General features: G+C 71.8%; 13 protein-coding genes. 6 read left to right on the top strand and 7 right to left on the bottom strand.

Annotated features, from left to right (window positions below; genetic code table 11):
- Nucleotides 1-88: 88 nt before the first annotated feature.
- Nucleotides 89-829, bottom strand: a complete 741-nt coding sequence (locus tag BZY54_RS21215) for a LuxR C-terminal-related transcriptional regulator (protein ID WP_086726788.1) — start codon at nt 827-829, stop codon at nt 89-91.
- Nucleotides 829-2,118, bottom strand: a complete 1,290-nt coding sequence (locus BZY54_RS21210; RefSeq protein ID WP_086726787.1) for an ATP-binding protein — start codon at nt 2,116-2,118, stop codon at nt 829-831. The genes BZY54_RS21215 and BZY54_RS21210 overlap by 1 nt, the downstream gene beginning before the upstream one ends.
- A 298-nt stretch (nt 2,119-2,416) precedes the next feature.
- Between BZY54_RS21210 and BZY54_RS21205 the strand changes: the two genes are divergently transcribed.
- Together BZY54_RS21205 and BZY54_RS21200 are read left to right on the top strand one after the other, a co-directional pair.
- Nucleotides 2,417-4,033, top strand: a complete 1,617-nt coding sequence (locus BZY54_RS21205) for a PspC domain-containing protein (RefSeq protein WP_086726785.1) — start codon at nt 2,417-2,419, stop codon at nt 4,031-4,033.
- Nucleotides 4,020-4,262, top strand: coding sequence for a hypothetical protein (locus BZY54_RS21200; RefSeq protein WP_086726783.1), 243 nt, complete (start codon nt 4,020-4,022; stop codon nt 4,260-4,262). Before BZY54_RS21205 ends, BZY54_RS21200 begins: the two co-directional genes overlap by 14 nt.
- 365 nt (nt 4,263-4,627) lie before the next feature.
- On the opposite strand, the gene BZY54_RS21195 is transcribed toward BZY54_RS21200, so the two are convergent.
- A complete protein-coding gene (locus BZY54_RS21195; RefSeq protein ID WP_086726781.1) occupies nt 4,628-5,155 on the bottom strand; it encodes a DoxX family protein in 528 nt (175 codons plus the stop codon).
- A 136-nt stretch (nt 5,156-5,291) separates the two neighbouring features.
- Nucleotides 5,292-6,569 (bottom strand): hypothetical protein, encoded by a 1,278-nt coding sequence (locus tag BZY54_RS21190; RefSeq protein WP_086726780.1) that lies wholly within the window; start codon nt 6,567-6,569, stop codon nt 5,292-5,294.
- A gap of 162 nt (nt 6,570-6,731) precedes the next feature.
- Here BZY54_RS21190 and BZY54_RS21185 point away from each other — a divergent pair, with 162 nt between their 5' ends.
- On the top strand, nt 6,732-7,640 hold the full coding sequence (locus BZY54_RS21185) for a DUF4429 domain-containing protein (protein WP_086726769.1): 909 nt from the start codon (nt 6,732-6,734) through the stop codon (nt 7,638-7,640).
- A gap of 21 nt (nt 7,641-7,661) precedes the next feature.
- On the opposite strand, the gene BZY54_RS21180 is transcribed toward BZY54_RS21185, so the two are convergent.
- Nucleotides 7,662-8,456, bottom strand: coding sequence for a class II aldolase/adducin family protein (locus BZY54_RS21180; RefSeq protein ID WP_086726767.1), 795 nt, complete (start codon nt 8,454-8,456; stop codon nt 7,662-7,664).
- A 144-nt stretch (nt 8,457-8,600) separates the two neighbouring features.
- On the opposite strand from BZY54_RS21180, the gene BZY54_RS21175 reads away from it, so the two are divergent.
- Nucleotides 8,601-9,074 carry a pyridoxamine 5'-phosphate oxidase family protein gene (locus BZY54_RS21175; protein WP_086726765.1) on the top strand — a complete coding sequence of 158 codons (474 nt, stop codon included), beginning with the start codon at nt 8,601-8,603 and terminating at the stop codon, nt 9,072-9,074.
- 56 nt (nt 9,075-9,130) lie between these two features.
- On the opposite strand, the gene guaA is transcribed toward BZY54_RS21175, so the two are convergent.
- Nucleotides 9,131-10,711, bottom strand: coding sequence for a glutamine-hydrolyzing GMP synthase (guaA, locus tag BZY54_RS21170; RefSeq protein ID WP_086726763.1), 1,581 nt, complete (start codon nt 10,709-10,711; stop codon nt 9,131-9,133).
- A gap of 350 nt (nt 10,712-11,061) precedes the next feature.
- Between guaA and BZY54_RS21165 the strand changes: the two genes are divergently transcribed.
- Together BZY54_RS21165 and BZY54_RS21160 are read left to right on the top strand one after the other, a co-directional pair.
- Nucleotides 11,062-11,364 (top strand): chorismate mutase, encoded by a 303-nt coding sequence (locus BZY54_RS21165; RefSeq protein WP_086726762.1) that lies wholly within the window; start codon nt 11,062-11,064, stop codon nt 11,362-11,364.
- Nucleotides 11,365-12,368: 1,004 nt separating this feature from the next.
- Complete coding sequence (locus BZY54_RS21160; protein ID WP_086726760.1) at nt 12,369-13,397, top strand: LAETG motif-containing sortase-dependent surface protein; 1,029 nt, start codon at nt 12,369-12,371, stop codon at nt 13,395-13,397.
- A 52-nt stretch (nt 13,398-13,449) separates the two neighbouring features.
- Here the strand turns inward: BZY54_RS21160 and BZY54_RS21155 are convergent, their stop codons facing one another.
- The gene (locus BZY54_RS21155) at nt 13,450-15,276 is read right to left on the bottom strand and encodes a GMC family oxidoreductase N-terminal domain-containing protein (RefSeq protein WP_279634695.1); all 1,827 of its coding nucleotides are present in this window, start codon (nt 15,274-15,276) and stop codon (nt 13,450-13,452) included.
- Nucleotides 15,277-15,382 lie beyond the last annotated feature (106 nt).

The raw sequence follows: 15,382 nt of genomic DNA, 5'->3' as shown, positions 1-15,382 counted from the left end.
AGCCGGTGGGGTGCGAGGCCCTGCGGAGTGCGGGTCCCGCTCGGGTGCCCGGCCCGGCGGCCTGTCCTGGGTGGGCGCCCGTGCCCGATCACACCAGTCGGCGCGCGGTCGCCCAGCGGGTGAGCTCGTGACGGTTGGACAGCTGGAGCTTCCGCAGCACCGCCGAGACGTGGGACTCGACCGTCTTCACGGAGATGAACAGCTGCTTGGCGATCTCCTTGTAGGCGTAGCCGCGGGCGATCAGGCGGAGCACCTCGCGTTCGCGCTGGGTGAGGCGGTCGAGGTCCTCGTCGACCGGCGGGGCGTCGGTGGAGGCGAAGGCGTCGAGCACGAAGCCGGCCAGGCGCGGAGAGAAGACGGCATCGCCCTCCTGGACCCGGAAGATCGAGTCGACGAGGTCGGAGCCCGTGATCGTCTTCGTCACGTATCCGCGCGCCCCGCCGCGGATCACACCGATCACGTCCTCCGCCGCGTCCGAGACGGACAGCGCGAGGAAACGGACCGGCTGCTCGGCGTCGGCCATCAGCGCGGTACAGCGCCGGAGCACTTCGACCCCGCCGCCGCCAGGGAGGTGGACGTCGAGGAGGACCACCTCGGGGCGGGTCGCGGTGATGACCGTCACCGCCTGGTCGACGTCGGCGGCCTCGCCGACGACCTCCACGCACGTCTCCTCCGTCCGGCCGATCTCGGCCTGGACGCCCGTGCGGAACATGCGGTGGTCGTCGACGAGGACGACGCGCACATGCCGTCGGCCCGCACCACCGCCGGTCCCGGCCGCCTCCGTCGTCTCCGCTCCCGCCGTACCGTTCGCCTCGGTCGGGTCGCTCATCACGTGTTCTCCGCCCTCTCCATCTCCAGCTCGACCTCCGTGCCGCCGTCCGGCACCGCGCGCAGCCGGGCCGTGCCTCCGTTGCGCTCCATGCGGCCGATGATCGATTCTCTGACGCCCATCCGGTCGGCGGGTATCGCGTCGATGTCGAAGCCGGGGCCGCGGTCCCGGACGGACACGAAGACCGTCCTGCCCTCGACTTCGGCGAACACCTGCACTGCGCCGCCCTCGCCACCGTACTTGGCGGCGTTCACCATGGCTTCCCGCGCGGCCTGCATCTGGGCGCCGATCCGTTCGTCGAGCGGGCAGTCGCCGACCACGACCACCTCTATGGGGACGCCGTGCTTGTCCTCGACCTCGGCGGCGCTGCGCTTCACCGCCTCGGCGAGGGTGGCCGGTTCGTCGGCCTCGTCCTTGCCGTTGCCCTCCGGCTTGTAGAGCCAGGCGCGCAGGTCGCGCTCCTGGGCGCGGGCGAGGCGGCGGACCTCCCCCGCGTTCTCCGCGTTGCGCTGGATCAGCGTCAGGGTGTGCAGCACCGAGTCGTGGACGTGGGCGGCGACCTCGGCGCGCTCCTGGGCGCGGATGCGCATCAGGCGCTCCTCGGAGAGGTCCTGGCTCATGCGCACGAGGTAGGGACCGGCGAGCAGTGTGATGCCCACGAGGACGGCGAGGGCCGCCTGGAGGACCGAGCCGAGGTGGGCGGCGGATCCCTGCAGGACGAAGATGGCGGAGACGCCTGCCGTGACCAGCAGGACGCCCGCTCCGGCGCGCAGCAGCGTGAGCGTACGGCGGCGGCGGCCCACCTCGACCCAGCGGGCGCGGCGGGCGTTGTCCGCCTGGCGCCAGACCAGGGCGACGCCCGCGGCGACGAGGACGGCCGGCAGGAGGTACGCCTTCGCGCCGCCGCCCAGGTTCACGCTGCCGACGAAGACCATCGCCACGACGACCATGAGGAGCAGGGCGACGATCTGGCCCTTGTCCGGTCTGCGGGCGACGATTCTGCGGCGGCCGTCCGGCGAGGTCTCCGTGGCGACGAGCGAGGGCGGTCTCTGGTCGCCGACGCCGCCGACCCCCAGCGGCACGAAGAACCAGAAGGCCGCGTACACCAGCGCGCCGAGGCCGTCGGACATGAACAGGCCGACGAAGACGAGCCGCACCCAGACCACGGGCAGCCCGAGGTGCCCGGCGAGGCCCCGCGCCACTCCGCCGAGCCAGCGTCCGTCGCTGCTGCGGTAGAGCTTGCGCGGCGGCCGCGGGTCGTCGAGGGGCAGTGCTGCGGCGTCCGGCATGCCATTGATGGTCACATGCCCGTGGGGTCGGAGCATCAGGGTCCGCCCCCGAGACTCCCCTGATCTTCGAACGATCTCCGCCAAGCGAGTCCGAGAGCACGGTGCCGTTGGCGGTCCGGCGGATCGCCGCTCGCCCGCCGCCGACCCGGCTCGCCCTCGGCGCAGGCTCATGGTGGCCCGGCGAGGCCCCGTCGAGGCCCGTCGAACGCATCCCCCGGCCACGGCTCAGGGGCGAATCAGGGTTCGGCCAGGGTCGACCCGACTGCCGTCGGGGCGCGGCGCCCGTCACCATGGACGTATGACGAATCACCAGCACGCCGCGACGGGTCCGGAACCCGGCTCCGGCCCCCGCCCCCTCCCGGGCGCCGGGCCGCGGGGCGCCGCGCCCGGCACGGGCGGTGCGGGTGAGGAACCGCGCGCACACGGGCGCACGGGCGCGCACGGAACGGAGGGACCGGGCGGACAGCCGGGTGGGGGCGGCGGGACCGAGCGGACCGGAGAGGCGAGTGTGACGGGAACAACGGGGGCGACCGACCGGCCGGACACGGCCGGGGAGCCGCTGCGGCCGCCTCCCGGCCGGGACGGCGCCGCGGCCGGCGCGGCAGCGGGCGCGGCTTCGGAAGCCGCCGGTTCGGAAGCCGCCGGGGGCGCGCCGAGGTTCCGGCGGGACCGGCGGCACAAGTTGATCGGCGGCGTCTGCTCGGGGCTCGGCCGGCTGTGCGACATGGATCCGGTGATCTTCCGGATCACGCTGGCCGTGCTCGCCGCGACCGGCGGAATCGGCCTCATCTTCTACGGCTTCGCGTGGCTCTTCGTGCCCTACGACGACGAGGACGAGAACGAGGTGCGCAAGCTCCTCACCGGCCGCGTGGACGGCCAGGCGCTGGCGGCCGTGCTGTTCGCGCTCGTCGGCTGCGGGGTGTTCCTGTCGATGCTGCGCAACGGCAGCGTGCTGACCTTCGCCGTCGTTCTCTCCCTGCTGCTCGCGGGCGCCGGGTACTGGTCGCGGCACCGGGGTGCCCCCGATCCCGACCCGCTGGCCGCCCAGGCCGCCGCCGACGCCCCGCCGGAGGCCCAGGCGCCACCGGCGCCCGCCGCCTACCCGTCCTGGTGGCGCGACCCGATCGTCAAGGACGGCACCCACGTCGGCGGCACCGGCTATCTGTGGGGCCCCCGGGACTCGCGGGACCGGGACATCGCGGCGGCCGTCAACATCAGCCTGGGCAGCCACGCCGGCGAGGAGGTGCCCACCGCACGCGCCGAGCCGCCCCGCCCGCGCGGTCCGCGCTGGATCGGCGGGTGGGTCTTCCTGCTCGCCCTGGTCGCCGGCGGCCTCGGTACCGGCATGACCTGGGATGACCACGCATTCGGCACCAGCATGCAGACCGGTCTGGCATGCGCGCTCGGCGTCTTCGGCCTGGGCATCGCGGTCAGCGCCTTCCTGGGCCGGACGGGTGGGGGCTCGATCATGCTGGCGCTCGTCACCGCCGGCCTGCTCGCCGGCTCGGCGGCGCTTCCGAACGACATCACCACGCACTGGTCGCACACGACATGGCGGCCCGCCGCCGTGGCGGACGTGCAGCAGAAGTACAACCTCGGTACCGGCGAGGGCACCCTCGACCTGACCCGAATACGCGTAGGCACCGGCCAGACGGTGGCCGCACGGGCGCAGGTGGGGGTTGGACGGCTGCGGGTGATCGTCCCTCGGGGTGTGACCGTGCGGGCGACCATCGACGTGGGGGTCGGCGACATCCGGCTGCCGGGCGACAGCTCGAAGGACGTGGATGTGGCCCCGGGCAGGCACCAGCAGGTGAACCTCGCCCCGCCGGCAGGTGGCAAGGGCGGCGCCGGGACACTCGATCTCGACCTTCAGGTCGGCATGGGACAGGCGGAGGTGAGCCGTGCTGCGTCATGAGTTCCAGCCGGGCAAGCTGGTGGGTGGAGCCTGCCTCGTCGCGGCGGGCGTCGTCTACGCCGGAGACGCGCGCGGCCTCTGGCAGGTCCCGTGGTTCGTGGGGGTTCCACTGGTGGTGGGCGGCCTGTGCCTGGCCGGCGCGGTGGCGGTCCTCGACCGTGTCGTGCGGCGCCGACGCCGAATCCGTAGCGGCGGGACCCGCGAGACCGGGGCGGAGTCGCTGGGCTGAGCCGTCGGCAGTGCGCTGACGGCAGCCCTGGCGCCCCACAGTCCCCCACCGGTGGTTCCCGGTGCCCGTGAGTCCCCCACCGGTGAATGCCCTGCGGCAGGCCCCGGCGCCCCGCAGTCCCCGACCGGTGGTTCCCGGCACCCGGGAGCCCCGTATCAGCGGACCACCGCGCCCCGCAGTCTCCTACCGGCGGACCAGGGCGCCCGGAAGCCACCGACCGGCAGACCCCGGCAAACCGCAGTCCCCACCGGCAGACCAAGGCATCCGGAAGCCACCGACCGGCAGACCTCGGCAAACCGCAGTCCCCACCGGCAGACCAAGGCAACGGAAGCCCCCACCGGCAGGCCCGGGTGCCCCGAAGTCCCCTACCGGTAGTTCCCGGCGCCCCGGCGGCGCGCTCGCAGGGCGGCGTCCAGGGAGAACATCGGGGTGCCGGCCAGCACGAGAGGCAGCCAGGCCATCAGATAGGCGAGGTCGTTGCCGTAGTAGTACGGGCTGGAGGCCCAGCTGACCGTGAGCCACAGGCTGAGGGAGATCAGCGCGCCACCGAGCGCGGCCAGGCGGCCCAGCAGTCCGATCAGGACACCGATGCCGACGGCGAGCTCACCGAATGCGATGGCGTAGCCGAAGCCGACGGGGCTCTTCAGGGCCAGGTCGACAAGGGCCGGGATCGCGGAGCTGTCGCGCACGGCGCGCATCGTGTCGCCGAGCGACCCGGAGCCGGTGGCCTTCATGAAGGCGCTGTCGGTGAGTTTGTCCAGGCCGGCGTAGATGAAGGTGATGCCCAGGAAGACCCGGAGGGGAAGGAGCGAGTAGCGGGCGGCGGTTTCCCGCCAGGTACCACGTCGATCGACATACGTGGTCTGCGTGTCCGTACGAAGACCGTAGGTCATCACTCTCAGCCACCTCTCACCGCAAGGCCGTTCGTCAGTCAACAGACCATACGTACGAAAGAAAGGGCTCGTTCAACCGCGCTCGGCCGTTTTCCCGACTTCTTTCCGACTTCCGGATGGTTTCGGCGCTTGCGGCTCACTCCGTCACGTCGATGGGGTACCGGTTCGTCTCCGCACCCGCCGCGGTCACCAGCTGCACGTCGACCCGGCCCGGTTCCACGTCCGCCGGGACGGGCACGGTCAGTGCCGTGTCCGTGGGGTTGCTGAAGCCTCCGGTGACCGGGACCAGGGGCACGTGGACGTTGACCGCGCCGATGCGGACCACCATCCGCGACAGCCGGTCGGCTGCCTGCGCCCCCGGCGGGACGAACCCCGCGCCGCGGATCTCGATGTCGTCGCCGGTGCGGATCGGCGCGTCCAGGTCGCCGGCCTCGCGGGCCCGGACCACGGAGAGAATCACCGGACGCCCGCCCTCCGCGTACTTGCCGGCCAGGTAGGTCGCGGCCGACACCAGTACCACCACCGCCAGCCCCCACGGCAGGTCGGGCAGCTGGTCGGGGCGCCGGGCCAGCCGCACCGCCGCGAACACCAGCGCGACGCCACTGATCACGACGTACTGGATGTCCGCGAAGGTGCCGCGTCCCGCGTCGTCGGTCAGCAGGTCGGCGGCGCGGGGACGGTCGGCGCGCACCTTCTGCAGCCGCTGCCCGAGCACCCGAAGCCCGACGACCCGGCGCACCAGCACCGCGATCCCGCACACCACCGCGAGCACGGTGACCACACCCGCACCGCGGGCCAGCTCCAGCCCGGAGATCAGCGCATCGCGCTCCGCATGGCCGGAGGCCGCCGCCAGGCGGCCTCCCAGCACCAGCACCGCGTACGACACGAACAGCACCCAGCCCGCGGCGACCGCACGGGAGGTGGACAGCCGGTTGTCCTCGCCGATGACCGGGGCCAGCGCCCCGCCGCGCGCACGGTGGAACCACGAGGCGGCCGTCAGCGCCGCGCCCACCCCGACCGCCGCCAGCAGGCCCGCCGTGCGGGCGGTGCTCCAGCCCGCGCCGATCGCCGTGAGCGTCTGCACCAGGAGCAGCAGCAGGACGGACGCCCACACCGCGTACGCCGTCCAGCGCCACAGCCTCGCCAGCCAGGCCTCGCCCTCGGCACGGCCGCGTTCGGCGACGAGTTCCGCGGACTGGGTCAGTTCCTCCGAGACCCACTGCCGGGAGGCCGACGCCGAGTGGGCCACGGCCGCGGGCAGGCCCTGGCCGGCGGCGAACTCGTCCCGCTTGAGAAGGAATTCGGTCACGGCCCGCCGATGCCCGGCGCGCGCTCCGTGAGGGCAGTCCCCGCACGTGCAGCCGCCTGTGTGGGCACCCGTCCCCGCGCCGTCTCTCGCTTCCTGCACCGCCACGCCCGATGCCTGCCTTCCCCGGGAGCCGCAGAAGCCCTGCGGACAACACCCCACCGTTGAGAGCGAATTGTGCCCTACCCCACCCCGTTCGCGTCCGCTCGGTCTGGTCAGCGCGGGTGAAGCTCCGCCCGTCGTGTTGACCCGGCTGCGAGAATTCCCTTTATGGCCGAGATCATCCAGCGGGACGGAAGCTGGGCCTTCGACGGCAGCACGGTCAGGATCACGCCGGGGCTCCATCGCTCGGTGCCGCTGTTCCGGCAGACGTACGGAGAGATCGCCGTGCCGCTGGAGGCCGTCGCCGGCGTGGCCTACGAACCCGAACGCAGGCGAGGCCGGTTGCGCATGCGCCTGCGGGAGGGCGCCGACCCCCTGCTCCAGGCGACCGGCGGACGGCTGCCGGAGGCCGCCGACCCCTATCGGCTGCTGGTGGACCTCGACCGTTCCCCGGTCGCCGAGTACGTCGCCGAGGAGATCCGCCAGGCCCTGCTCCTGGACCAGGTCCCCAAGGAGCCGGCCGGGACCTATCTGCTCGCCGGGCCACCGGTGCCCGTCTCGGTCCGTTCCTCCGACGGCACGGTCTCCTTCGACGGCACCCAGGTCCGCATCGACTGGGCCGACACCTCCGACCGGGTCAAGCGCGCCACCGGCTCGCGGATCATCGACCTCGGCGACCTGGTCCGGGTCGAGTGGCTGCCCAACTCCGGCCACCAGGACGGCTTGCTGCGCTTCGTGACCCGCGAGACCGCCTTCTCCGAACTGCCGCCCGAGAAGGACCCCTACGCCCTGGACCTGTGGGGCAGTGCCCGCCGGGACCTGCTCACGGCACTGGTCGCGACCGCCGTCACCGCCCGGCTGCCGCACCCTTCGACGCGCACCGGCGCCGGCTTCGCCGACCGGATCGAACTCGTGTCCGCCGTGCCGCCGCCGGCCGACCACCACGACGTACTGCTGCGCCGTCTACGGGAGTTGGGGCGGCTGTACCGGGACGGGGTGCTCACCGACGAGGAGTTCGCGACGACCAAGGCGGCGGTGCTGCGGGGGTTCCAGGACCCGGGGCGGCCAGGGTCCTGAGGCTTCCGACCGCCTGGGGACTCAGTTCAGCAGATCCGGCTCGCTGCGGCTGATCTCCTGCCACAGGGGCTGGTAGTTGATCCAGGCCACGAGGTCCCCGCCGAGCTGCTCGCGGGTGGAGACCGCCGCCTTGTGGCCGATCAGGACCGGCCGGCCGGCCGCGCCGGCGGCCAGCTGCACCTTGGCGGAGCGCTCCATGGACAGGAACCACCAGGCGGCGGCGTCCACCGAGTCGCCGACCGTCAGCAGGCCGTGGTTGCGCAGCACCAGCGCCTTGTGCGACCCGAGCGCGGTCGCGATCCGGCGGCCCTCCTCCGCGTCGACCACGACGCCGGTGTAGGTGTCGTAGAGAGCGTGGTCCTCGTAGAAGGCGCAGCTCTCCTGGGTGATGGGCTCCAGGAGGGCGCCCAGGGCGGCGAGGGCCCGGCCGTGCACCGAGTGGCAGTGGGCGACGGCGACCACGTCCGGGCGGGTCGCGTGCACCTGGGCGTGCACGGTGAACGCGGCCTGGTTCACGTGGTAGCCGCCCTCCACGACCTGCCCGTCCTGGTTGGCGAGCACGAGGTCGCTCACGGTGACGTGCTTGAACGGCATCCCGAAGGGATTGACCCAGAAGCAGTCGCTGAACTCGGGATCACGGGCGGTGATGTGCCCGGAGACGCCGTCCTCGAATCCGTACCGCCCGAAGATCCGCAGCGCGCCCGCGAGCCGTTCCTTGCGGTGCCGGCGTTCGTCCTCGACCGACTCGTGCCTCGGCGGCATGGCGAACCGCAGCCGGTCCGTGGGCAGGGGCTGGGGCGGAGTGGGGCCGTGCATGGGTCCTCCGGCGGGTGCGTCGGCGTACGGGCCGGAAGTTACCGGCGGTCAGGCCGGGATGACAGCGCCGTTGGGTAAAGATGCGCGCGGGATGCCCCCGCATACCCGACAGAGGATGTCCGGTTTCCGCCTCACACTCTCCGTATGGCGATGAACTGGGCGGCTTTCGCCGCAGCGGAACCCGAACTGGCCGCAGCCGCCGAGAGGCGCTTCGCGGCCTTCCGGCACCACGTCCTGGTCACCCTGCGCAAGGACGGCTCGCCCCGCACCAGCGGCCTGGAGGTGCGGTTCCTGCATGGCGAACTGTGGCTCGGCATGATGCCGGACTCGCTCAAGGCGCTCGACCTGCGCCGGGACGCAAGATTCGCCCTCCAGGCGAACCCGGGACCGGACACCGGGATGGCCGGAGGCGACGTGCGGATCGGCGGCCGGGCGGTCGAGGTGACGGACCCGGCGGCGAAGACGGCGTATGTGGAAGAGGTGGAACCGCCGCAGCCGTTCCACCTCTTCCGCACCGAGCTGACGGAGGTCGTACGGACCTACGTCGAGGACGACACCTATCTGGTCGCCCAGGTCTGGCGGCCCGGAGAGCCGGTGCGCACTCTCAGGCGGACCTGAACCTCAATCGGACCCGAGCCCCGACGGGCGGCGGGGCTCACTCGGTCCGGGCTCGCTCACTCCCACTCGATGGTGCCCGGCGGCTTGCTCGTCACGTCGAGGACGACGCGGTTGACGTCCCGCACCTCGTTGGTGATCCGGGTGGAGATCCTGGCGAGCACGTCGTACGGCAGGCGGGACCAGTCGGCGGTCATGGCGTCCTCGGACGAGACCGGGCGCAGCACGATCGGGTGGCCGTAGGTGCGGCCGTCGCCCTGGACGCCGACGCTGCGGACGTCCGCGAGGAGGACCACCGGGCACTGCCAGATGTCCCGGTCCAGACCGGCCGCCGTCAGCTCCTCGCGGGCGATGGCGTCGGCCTCGCGCAGCAGGTCCAGGCGCTCCTTGGTGACCTCGCCGACGATCCGGATGCCGAGACCGGGGCCGGGGAACGGCTGGCGCTGGACGATCTCGTCCGGCAGGCCGAGCTCCTGGCCGACCATGCGGACCTCGTCCTTGAACAGCTTGCGCAGCGGCTCGATCAGCTTGAACTCGAGGTCCTCGGGCAGACCGCCGACGTTGTGGTGCGACTTGATGTTGGCGGTGCCGGTGCCGCCGCCGGACTCGACCACGTCCGGGTAGAGCGTGCCCTGGACGAGGAACTCCACGGCCGGGCCCTCGTCCGCGATGATCTCCGCCTGGGCCTGCTCGAAGACCCGGATGAACTCGCGACCGATGATCTTCCGCTTCTCCTCGGGGTCGCTGACCCCGGCGAGCGCCTCGAGGAAGCGCTGCTCGGCGTCGACGACCTTCAGCTGCACGCCGGTGGCCGCGACGAAGTCCTTCTCGACCTGCTCGGTCTCGCCCTTGCGCATCAGGCCGTGGTCGACGTAGACGCAGGTCAGCTGGGAGCCGATGGCCTTCTGCACCAGGGCGGCGGCCACGGCGGAGTCGACCCCGCCGGACAGGCCGCAGATCGCGCGCTTGTCGCCGACCAGCTCGCGGATCGCCTCGACCTGCTCCTCGATGACGTTGCCGGTGGTCCAGTTCGGCTCGAGGCCCGCACCGCGGTAGAGGAAGTGCTCCAGCACCTGCTGGCCGTGCGTGGAGTGCATGACCTCGGGGTGGTACTGGACGCCGTAGAGCTTCTTCTCGTCGTTCTCGAAGGCGGCGACCGGGACGACGTCCGTGGAGGCCGTGACGGTGAAGCCCTCGGGGGCGGCGGAGCAGGCGTCGCCGTGGGACATCCACACCGACTGCTCGGCCGGAGTGCCCTCGAAGAGGGTGGAGGACGCCTTCGAGACGTGCAGCGGCGTACCCCCGTACTCACGGGCGCCGCTGTTGTCGACGGTGCCACCGAGGACCTCGGCCATCAGCTGGAAGCCGTAGCACATGCCGAAGACGGGGACGCCGGCCTCGAAGATCTCGCGGTCCAGGCGGGGGGCGCCTTCCTCGTACACGGACGAGGGGCCGCCGGAGAGGATGATCGCCGCCGGGTTCTTGGCGAGCATCTCGGCCACCGGCATGGTGCTGGGGACGATCTCGCTGTAGACCCGGGCCTCGCGGACGCGACGGGCGATGAGCTGGGCGTACTGCGCACCGAAGTCGACGACCAGGACGGTGTCGGGGGCGGCGGCAGCGGGGGACGCTGATGACACGGGAGCCTTCCGGCGGTGGGGCGGGTCTTTCGTCCTGGCCAATTCTACCGAGGTGAGCGCGGGGGCGGGCCGCGCGTACGGCGGGAGGACCCCACAGTCGCGCATCTCACCATGCGGGCCGCCTTGGACGGCCTGCGCGGAGAGGGCATACTGACCCCATGCTCACGCAGCCCACGATCTTCGTCTTTACCTATGGCATCCGGCCCGCCGGCTGCCATGGTCGTGCTGCTTGAGCTACTGACAAGCGACTTCCCAGGCGCCCCGGGCCGACAAGGTCCGGGGCGCCTGGCGTTCTCCCGGTCCCTGACCGCCCGGGCCGCCTCACCCCGAACCAGTGAGGAGCCCGCGAGATGACCGCCACCACCGCGACGCAGAACGCAGCAGAGAAGACCGGCGCCCGCACCGACGAGGCAGCGAACGTGATCACCGGCGCGCGGGAGCGCATCGACGCGCTCGACGACCGGATCATCGGGCTGGTCCAGGAACGGATGGCCGTGTCGGCCGTCATCCAGGAGGCCCGGATCACCTCCGGCGGCCGGCGCGTGAACCTCTCCCGCGAGATGGAGATCCTCGGCCACTACAGGGACGCGCTCGGCAAGCCGGGCACCACGCTGGCGATGACCCTGCTGGAGCTGTGCCGCGGCAGGATCTGAGTCCGGCGCCCGTGGGTCGCCGGTGTCCCCCGGCACCCCGCTCCGCCCGCTTCTCCGGACGCCTCTTCGCCACCTCTTCCACCGCCCCTTCTCCTTCCACCGCCATCTCTCCGCCGCCTCTTCCCGTCTCTCGCCGTCACCTCTCCGTCGTTTCTCACCCGTACGGCGCGTGACCGCCGTAGCCGCCGTCTCGTTGATCCAGGTGTCCGTGCCAGCCAGGGGCGGGCCCGAGAGAACCACGCGTGGCTCTCTGGAGCGATGAGATGCACGGATCATGCCGTGCGTCGTGGGACCTCGCTCCAGGGAAGTGACCGGACGGCAGGGGACAGCAGCCCGGTCACCCAGATAACGGCCGGCTCCGGGGACGCCCGGGGCCGGCCGGCGGAAACAGAAGAACGCACAAGGCCGGGTCAAACGGTTGCTGGTGCCGCGATCATTCAGCACGATGCGTAGAAAGTCTCCAGCTCCAAGTCCCCAAGCGGACAATCGCATTGAGGTGCACCGCCGGACCGCCACAGGTCGAGACCATTCGCGCGCCCCGGACACGCAGGGGCGCCGACCGCGGGGCGGAAGGCGTACAGGACGAGCGGCGCGACCCCCCGGCGCCGCTCCCCGGCACCGGCGCCGCCCTGACGTCGGTGCTGACGGAAGAAGGGCCCCGCGTCTCGAGCCCGCGGGGCCCTTCGCGTGCGCGGCCTTTCAGTATGCGCGGACCTTCGTGTACGCAGCTCTGCGCGGCCCTTCGCGTGTACAGCTCTGCGCGGCCGTCCGTATGCGCGGCTCTTCGCGATCCTTCGCACCTGCGGGACCAGGCACGGCATGCCTCATTCGCATCACCTGCCCCATGACGCGCATCACATAAAGATCCTGTGAGAGCCGCACAACCATTCAGGCGTGCCCAGGGTCACACCTGCTGAACAAAGTCCCATTCCCGCGCCGCCACGCGGTGGCTCACCAGTTCGTATCGTGCCGACGCGCGGTACGCCTGACTTTCCGAGGTCTTCATGAAGCTTCGCCGCGCCATGGCCACTGCCGCCGCGACGGCCGTCATAGCTCCGCTCGCTCTGCTGTCGGCCCCCGCGGCGTTCGCCGAGGAGTCGCCCAGCACCCCGTCGAACTTGTCCGCCTCCGAGTCGTCGCCCGAGTCCGCCCCCTCCACCAGCGAGCCGGAGTCGACTCCGTCGACCAGCGAGCCCGAGTCCACCCCTTCCACCAGCGAGTCGGAGTCAGCTCCGTCGACCAGCGAGCCCGAGGTCACGCCGTCCAGCAGCGCGCCCTCCTCCGACTCGACCCCCACGGCGACGCCGCCGAGCGAGTCGGCCGAGCCGACCGACGAGCCGTCCACGCCGTCCGGTGTCTGCGAGGAAGACAACGCCGGCTACAAGTCCAAGCTGGACGCCCAGCTCAACGGCCTGCCCGGCAAGATCGCGGTCGGCAGCGGCTGGCACCCCTTCACGCTCAGCGTCAAGAACCCGACGCAGAGCAGCGTCAAGGACGTGGTCTTCTACGCGGGCGTCGGCCCCAGCGACCCCAACGCCCCGTACGCGTTCAAGACCAGCCAGGTCCAGCTGCAGGTGAAGTACGACGGAGTCTGGGTCGACGTCACGGACGACGAGGGCCACTCCGTGGGCTACCTCGACCTGGCCGACATCGCCGGCGGCAAGACGGTCACGTACCAGCTCCGGGTGAACGTCAAGGCGAACGCCCCGATCGGTGAGGGCCTCACGATCGGCGGCGGGCTCTACTTCGACGAGGAGGAGAACTGCCTCAGCGCGGACGAGGCGCACTACATCATCCAGATCGTCAAGGCCGGTACCGACACCGGCGGCACCAAGCCGCAGGAAGGCGGCAAGGTCCCGGTCCCGACCGAGAAGCCCAACCAGAACAACACCCAGCACGCCACCGGCAGCCTCGCCGAGACCGGCTCCAGCTCCATGGTGCCGACCATCGGCCTCGTCGGCGGTGTCGCGGTCGTCGTCGGCGCCGGTGCGCTGTTCGCCGTGCGTCGCCGCAAGGCGGCCCCCCAGGCGTAACGCGACTCGCGGGGTCCTGCGTCGCATGGCGCGGGACCCCGCCCAGGGGTCTCTACTTCTTCGGCGGAACCGCGGGTATCCCGAGGAACGGCAGCCGCAGTGCGCCGAACGCGTCCGCCGGGACCGCCGGCCGGCGGGGCTCGACCGGCTTCAGACGCTCGTACGCCGCGCCCTGCGCCGGACGCGGGTCGGCCTCGCCCTTGTTGGGCCAGTACGACATCGCCCGCTCGGCCTGCGCGGTGATGGTCAGGGACGGGTTCACTCCCAGGTTCGCGGAGACGGCCGCGCCGTCCACGACCGAGATGCCCGGGTGGCCGTAGAGGCGGTGGTACGGGTCGATGACGCCCGTCCCGGCCGAGTCGCCGATCGGGCAACCGCCGAGGAAGTGCGCGGTGAGCGGGGTGCCCATCAGCTCGCCCACATTGGAGCCGGCGAAGCCGTTGATCTCGGCGGCGAGCGCGGAGGCGCCCTCCGTGGCGGCCCGGATCTGCTTGGGGTTGGGCGAGCCGTGCCCCTGGCGCGCGGTGAGCAGGCCCTTGCCGACGCCGTCCGGCTTCAGGTACGTCGTCAGCGAGTTGTCCAGGGACTGCATCACCAGACCGATGATGGTCCGCTCCGACCAGCGGCGGTTGGACAGGGAGCGCAGCACCAGCAGGGGGTGGCGGGCGGCGTTCGCCAGCCAGGCGGCGATCCTCGATCCGCCGTCCACATAGGGGACTTGCAGGATCGACAGTCCGCCCATCGAGTTGGAGCCCTTGCCGTAGCGGACCGGCTCGATGTGGGTGCTCTCGTCGGGGTGGATGGAGGACGTGATGGCGACTCCGCGGGTGAAGTCGGCCCTCGACTCGCCGGTCGCCCTCCGGTAGCGCCGGTTGTCGGTCTGGGCGCCCACCAGCGCCTCGGAGTTGGTGCGGGTCAGCTCCCCCAGCCGGGGCGAGAGGTACGGCAGTTGCCGGCCCTCCTTCATGCGGTGCAGCAGCGTCTGAGTGCCGTAGGTGCCGGCGGCCAGCACGACCCGGCGGGCCGTGAAGATCCGGCCCCCGCCCTTCTTCTTGTCGTCGGTCGGGAGCGTGGCGACCGCGTAGCCGCCCCGGGAGTCGTCCGTGACCGAGACGACCGTCGTCATGGGATGGACGACCGCGCCCGCCTTCTCGGCGAGGTAGAGGTAGTTCTCGTTCAGGGTGTTCTTCGCGCCGTGCCGGCAGCCCGTCATGCACTCGCCGCACTCGGTGCACGCCCTGCGGTCCGGTCCCTCGCCGCCGAAGTAGGGGTCGGCGACCTGCTGCCCGGCCTCTGCCCTCGCCGCGCCGTCGGCGTCCTCGCCGTCCCCGAAGAACACCCCGACCGGCGCCATGTGGAAGGTGTCGCCGACGCCCATGCGCTGTGCCGCCGCCTTCAGGTGCACGTCGGAGGGGGTCATCGTCGGGTTGAGCCGCACGCCGAGCATGCGTTTGGCCTGGTCGTAGTACGGGGCCAGCTCCTCCTGCCAGTCGGTGATGTGCCGCCACTGAGGGTCGTCGAAGAAGGCCTTCGGCGGTACGTAGAGGGTGTTGGCGTAGTTGAGGGAACCGCCGCCGACCCCCGCGCCGGCCAGCACCATGACGTTGCCCAGCAGGTGGATGCGCTGGATGCCGTACATGCCGAGCTTCGGGGCCCACAGGTAGTTCTTCAGGTCCCAGGAGTTCTTCGGCAGGGTCTCGCGGGTGAAGCGGCGGCCCGCTTCGAGGACGCCGACGCGGTAGCCCTTCTCGGTCAGCCGGAGCGCGGAGACGGATCCGCCGAACCCCGAACCCACGACGATGACGTCGTAGTCGTAGCCGTACCCGTCCTCGTCGTGCTCGTTCTCGTTCCGGGTCTGGACGGACTTCTCCTGCGACACGTGCTCTCCTCGTTGAGAACGGGTGGTCCAAGCGGTGTTGGCTAGCGGAAGCGGAACGCCTTCATCAGCTTCAGGCTCCGGCTCATGAACGCGGCGTACGCCGCGT

This window comes from Streptomyces carpinensis, from assembly GCF_002154505.1.
GTDB lineage: Bacteria > Actinomycetota > Actinomycetes > Streptomycetales > Streptomycetaceae > Streptomyces > Streptomyces carpinensis.
The sequence above is the reverse complement of the archived record's forward strand: the minus strand, read 5'-3'. Positions and strand labels throughout refer to the sequence as shown.

Excerpts from the sequence above, each read along its gene's own strand:
- BZY54_RS21215 (WP_086726788.1), bottom strand. The coding sequence starts at position 829 with ATGAGCGACCCGACCGAGGCGAACGGTACGGCGGGAGCGGAGACGACG.
- BZY54_RS21210 (WP_086726787.1), bottom strand. The coding sequence starts at position 2,118 with ATGCCGGACGCCGCAGCACTGCCCCTCGACGACCCGCGGCCGCCGCGC.
- BZY54_RS21205 (WP_086726785.1), top strand. The coding sequence starts at position 2,417 with ATGACGAATCACCAGCACGCCGCGACGGGTCCGGAACCCGGCTCCGGC.
- BZY54_RS21195 (WP_086726781.1), bottom strand. The coding sequence starts at position 5,155 with ATGACCTACGGTCTTCGTACGGACACGCAGACCACGTATGTCGATCGA.
- BZY54_RS21185 (WP_086726769.1), top strand. The coding sequence starts at position 6,732 with ATGGCCGAGATCATCCAGCGGGACGGAAGCTGGGCCTTCGACGGCAGC.
- BZY54_RS21180 (WP_086726767.1), bottom strand. The coding sequence starts at position 8,456 with ATGCACGGCCCCACTCCGCCCCAGCCCCTGCCCACGGACCGGCTGCGG.
- BZY54_RS21175 (WP_086726765.1), top strand. The coding sequence starts at position 8,601 with ATGGCGATGAACTGGGCGGCTTTCGCCGCAGCGGAACCCGAACTGGCC.
- BZY54_RS21165 (WP_086726762.1), top strand. The coding sequence starts at position 11,062 with ATGACCGCCACCACCGCGACGCAGAACGCAGCAGAGAAGACCGGCGCC.
- BZY54_RS21160 (WP_086726760.1), top strand. The coding sequence starts at position 12,369 with ATGAAGCTTCGCCGCGCCATGGCCACTGCCGCCGCGACGGCCGTCATA.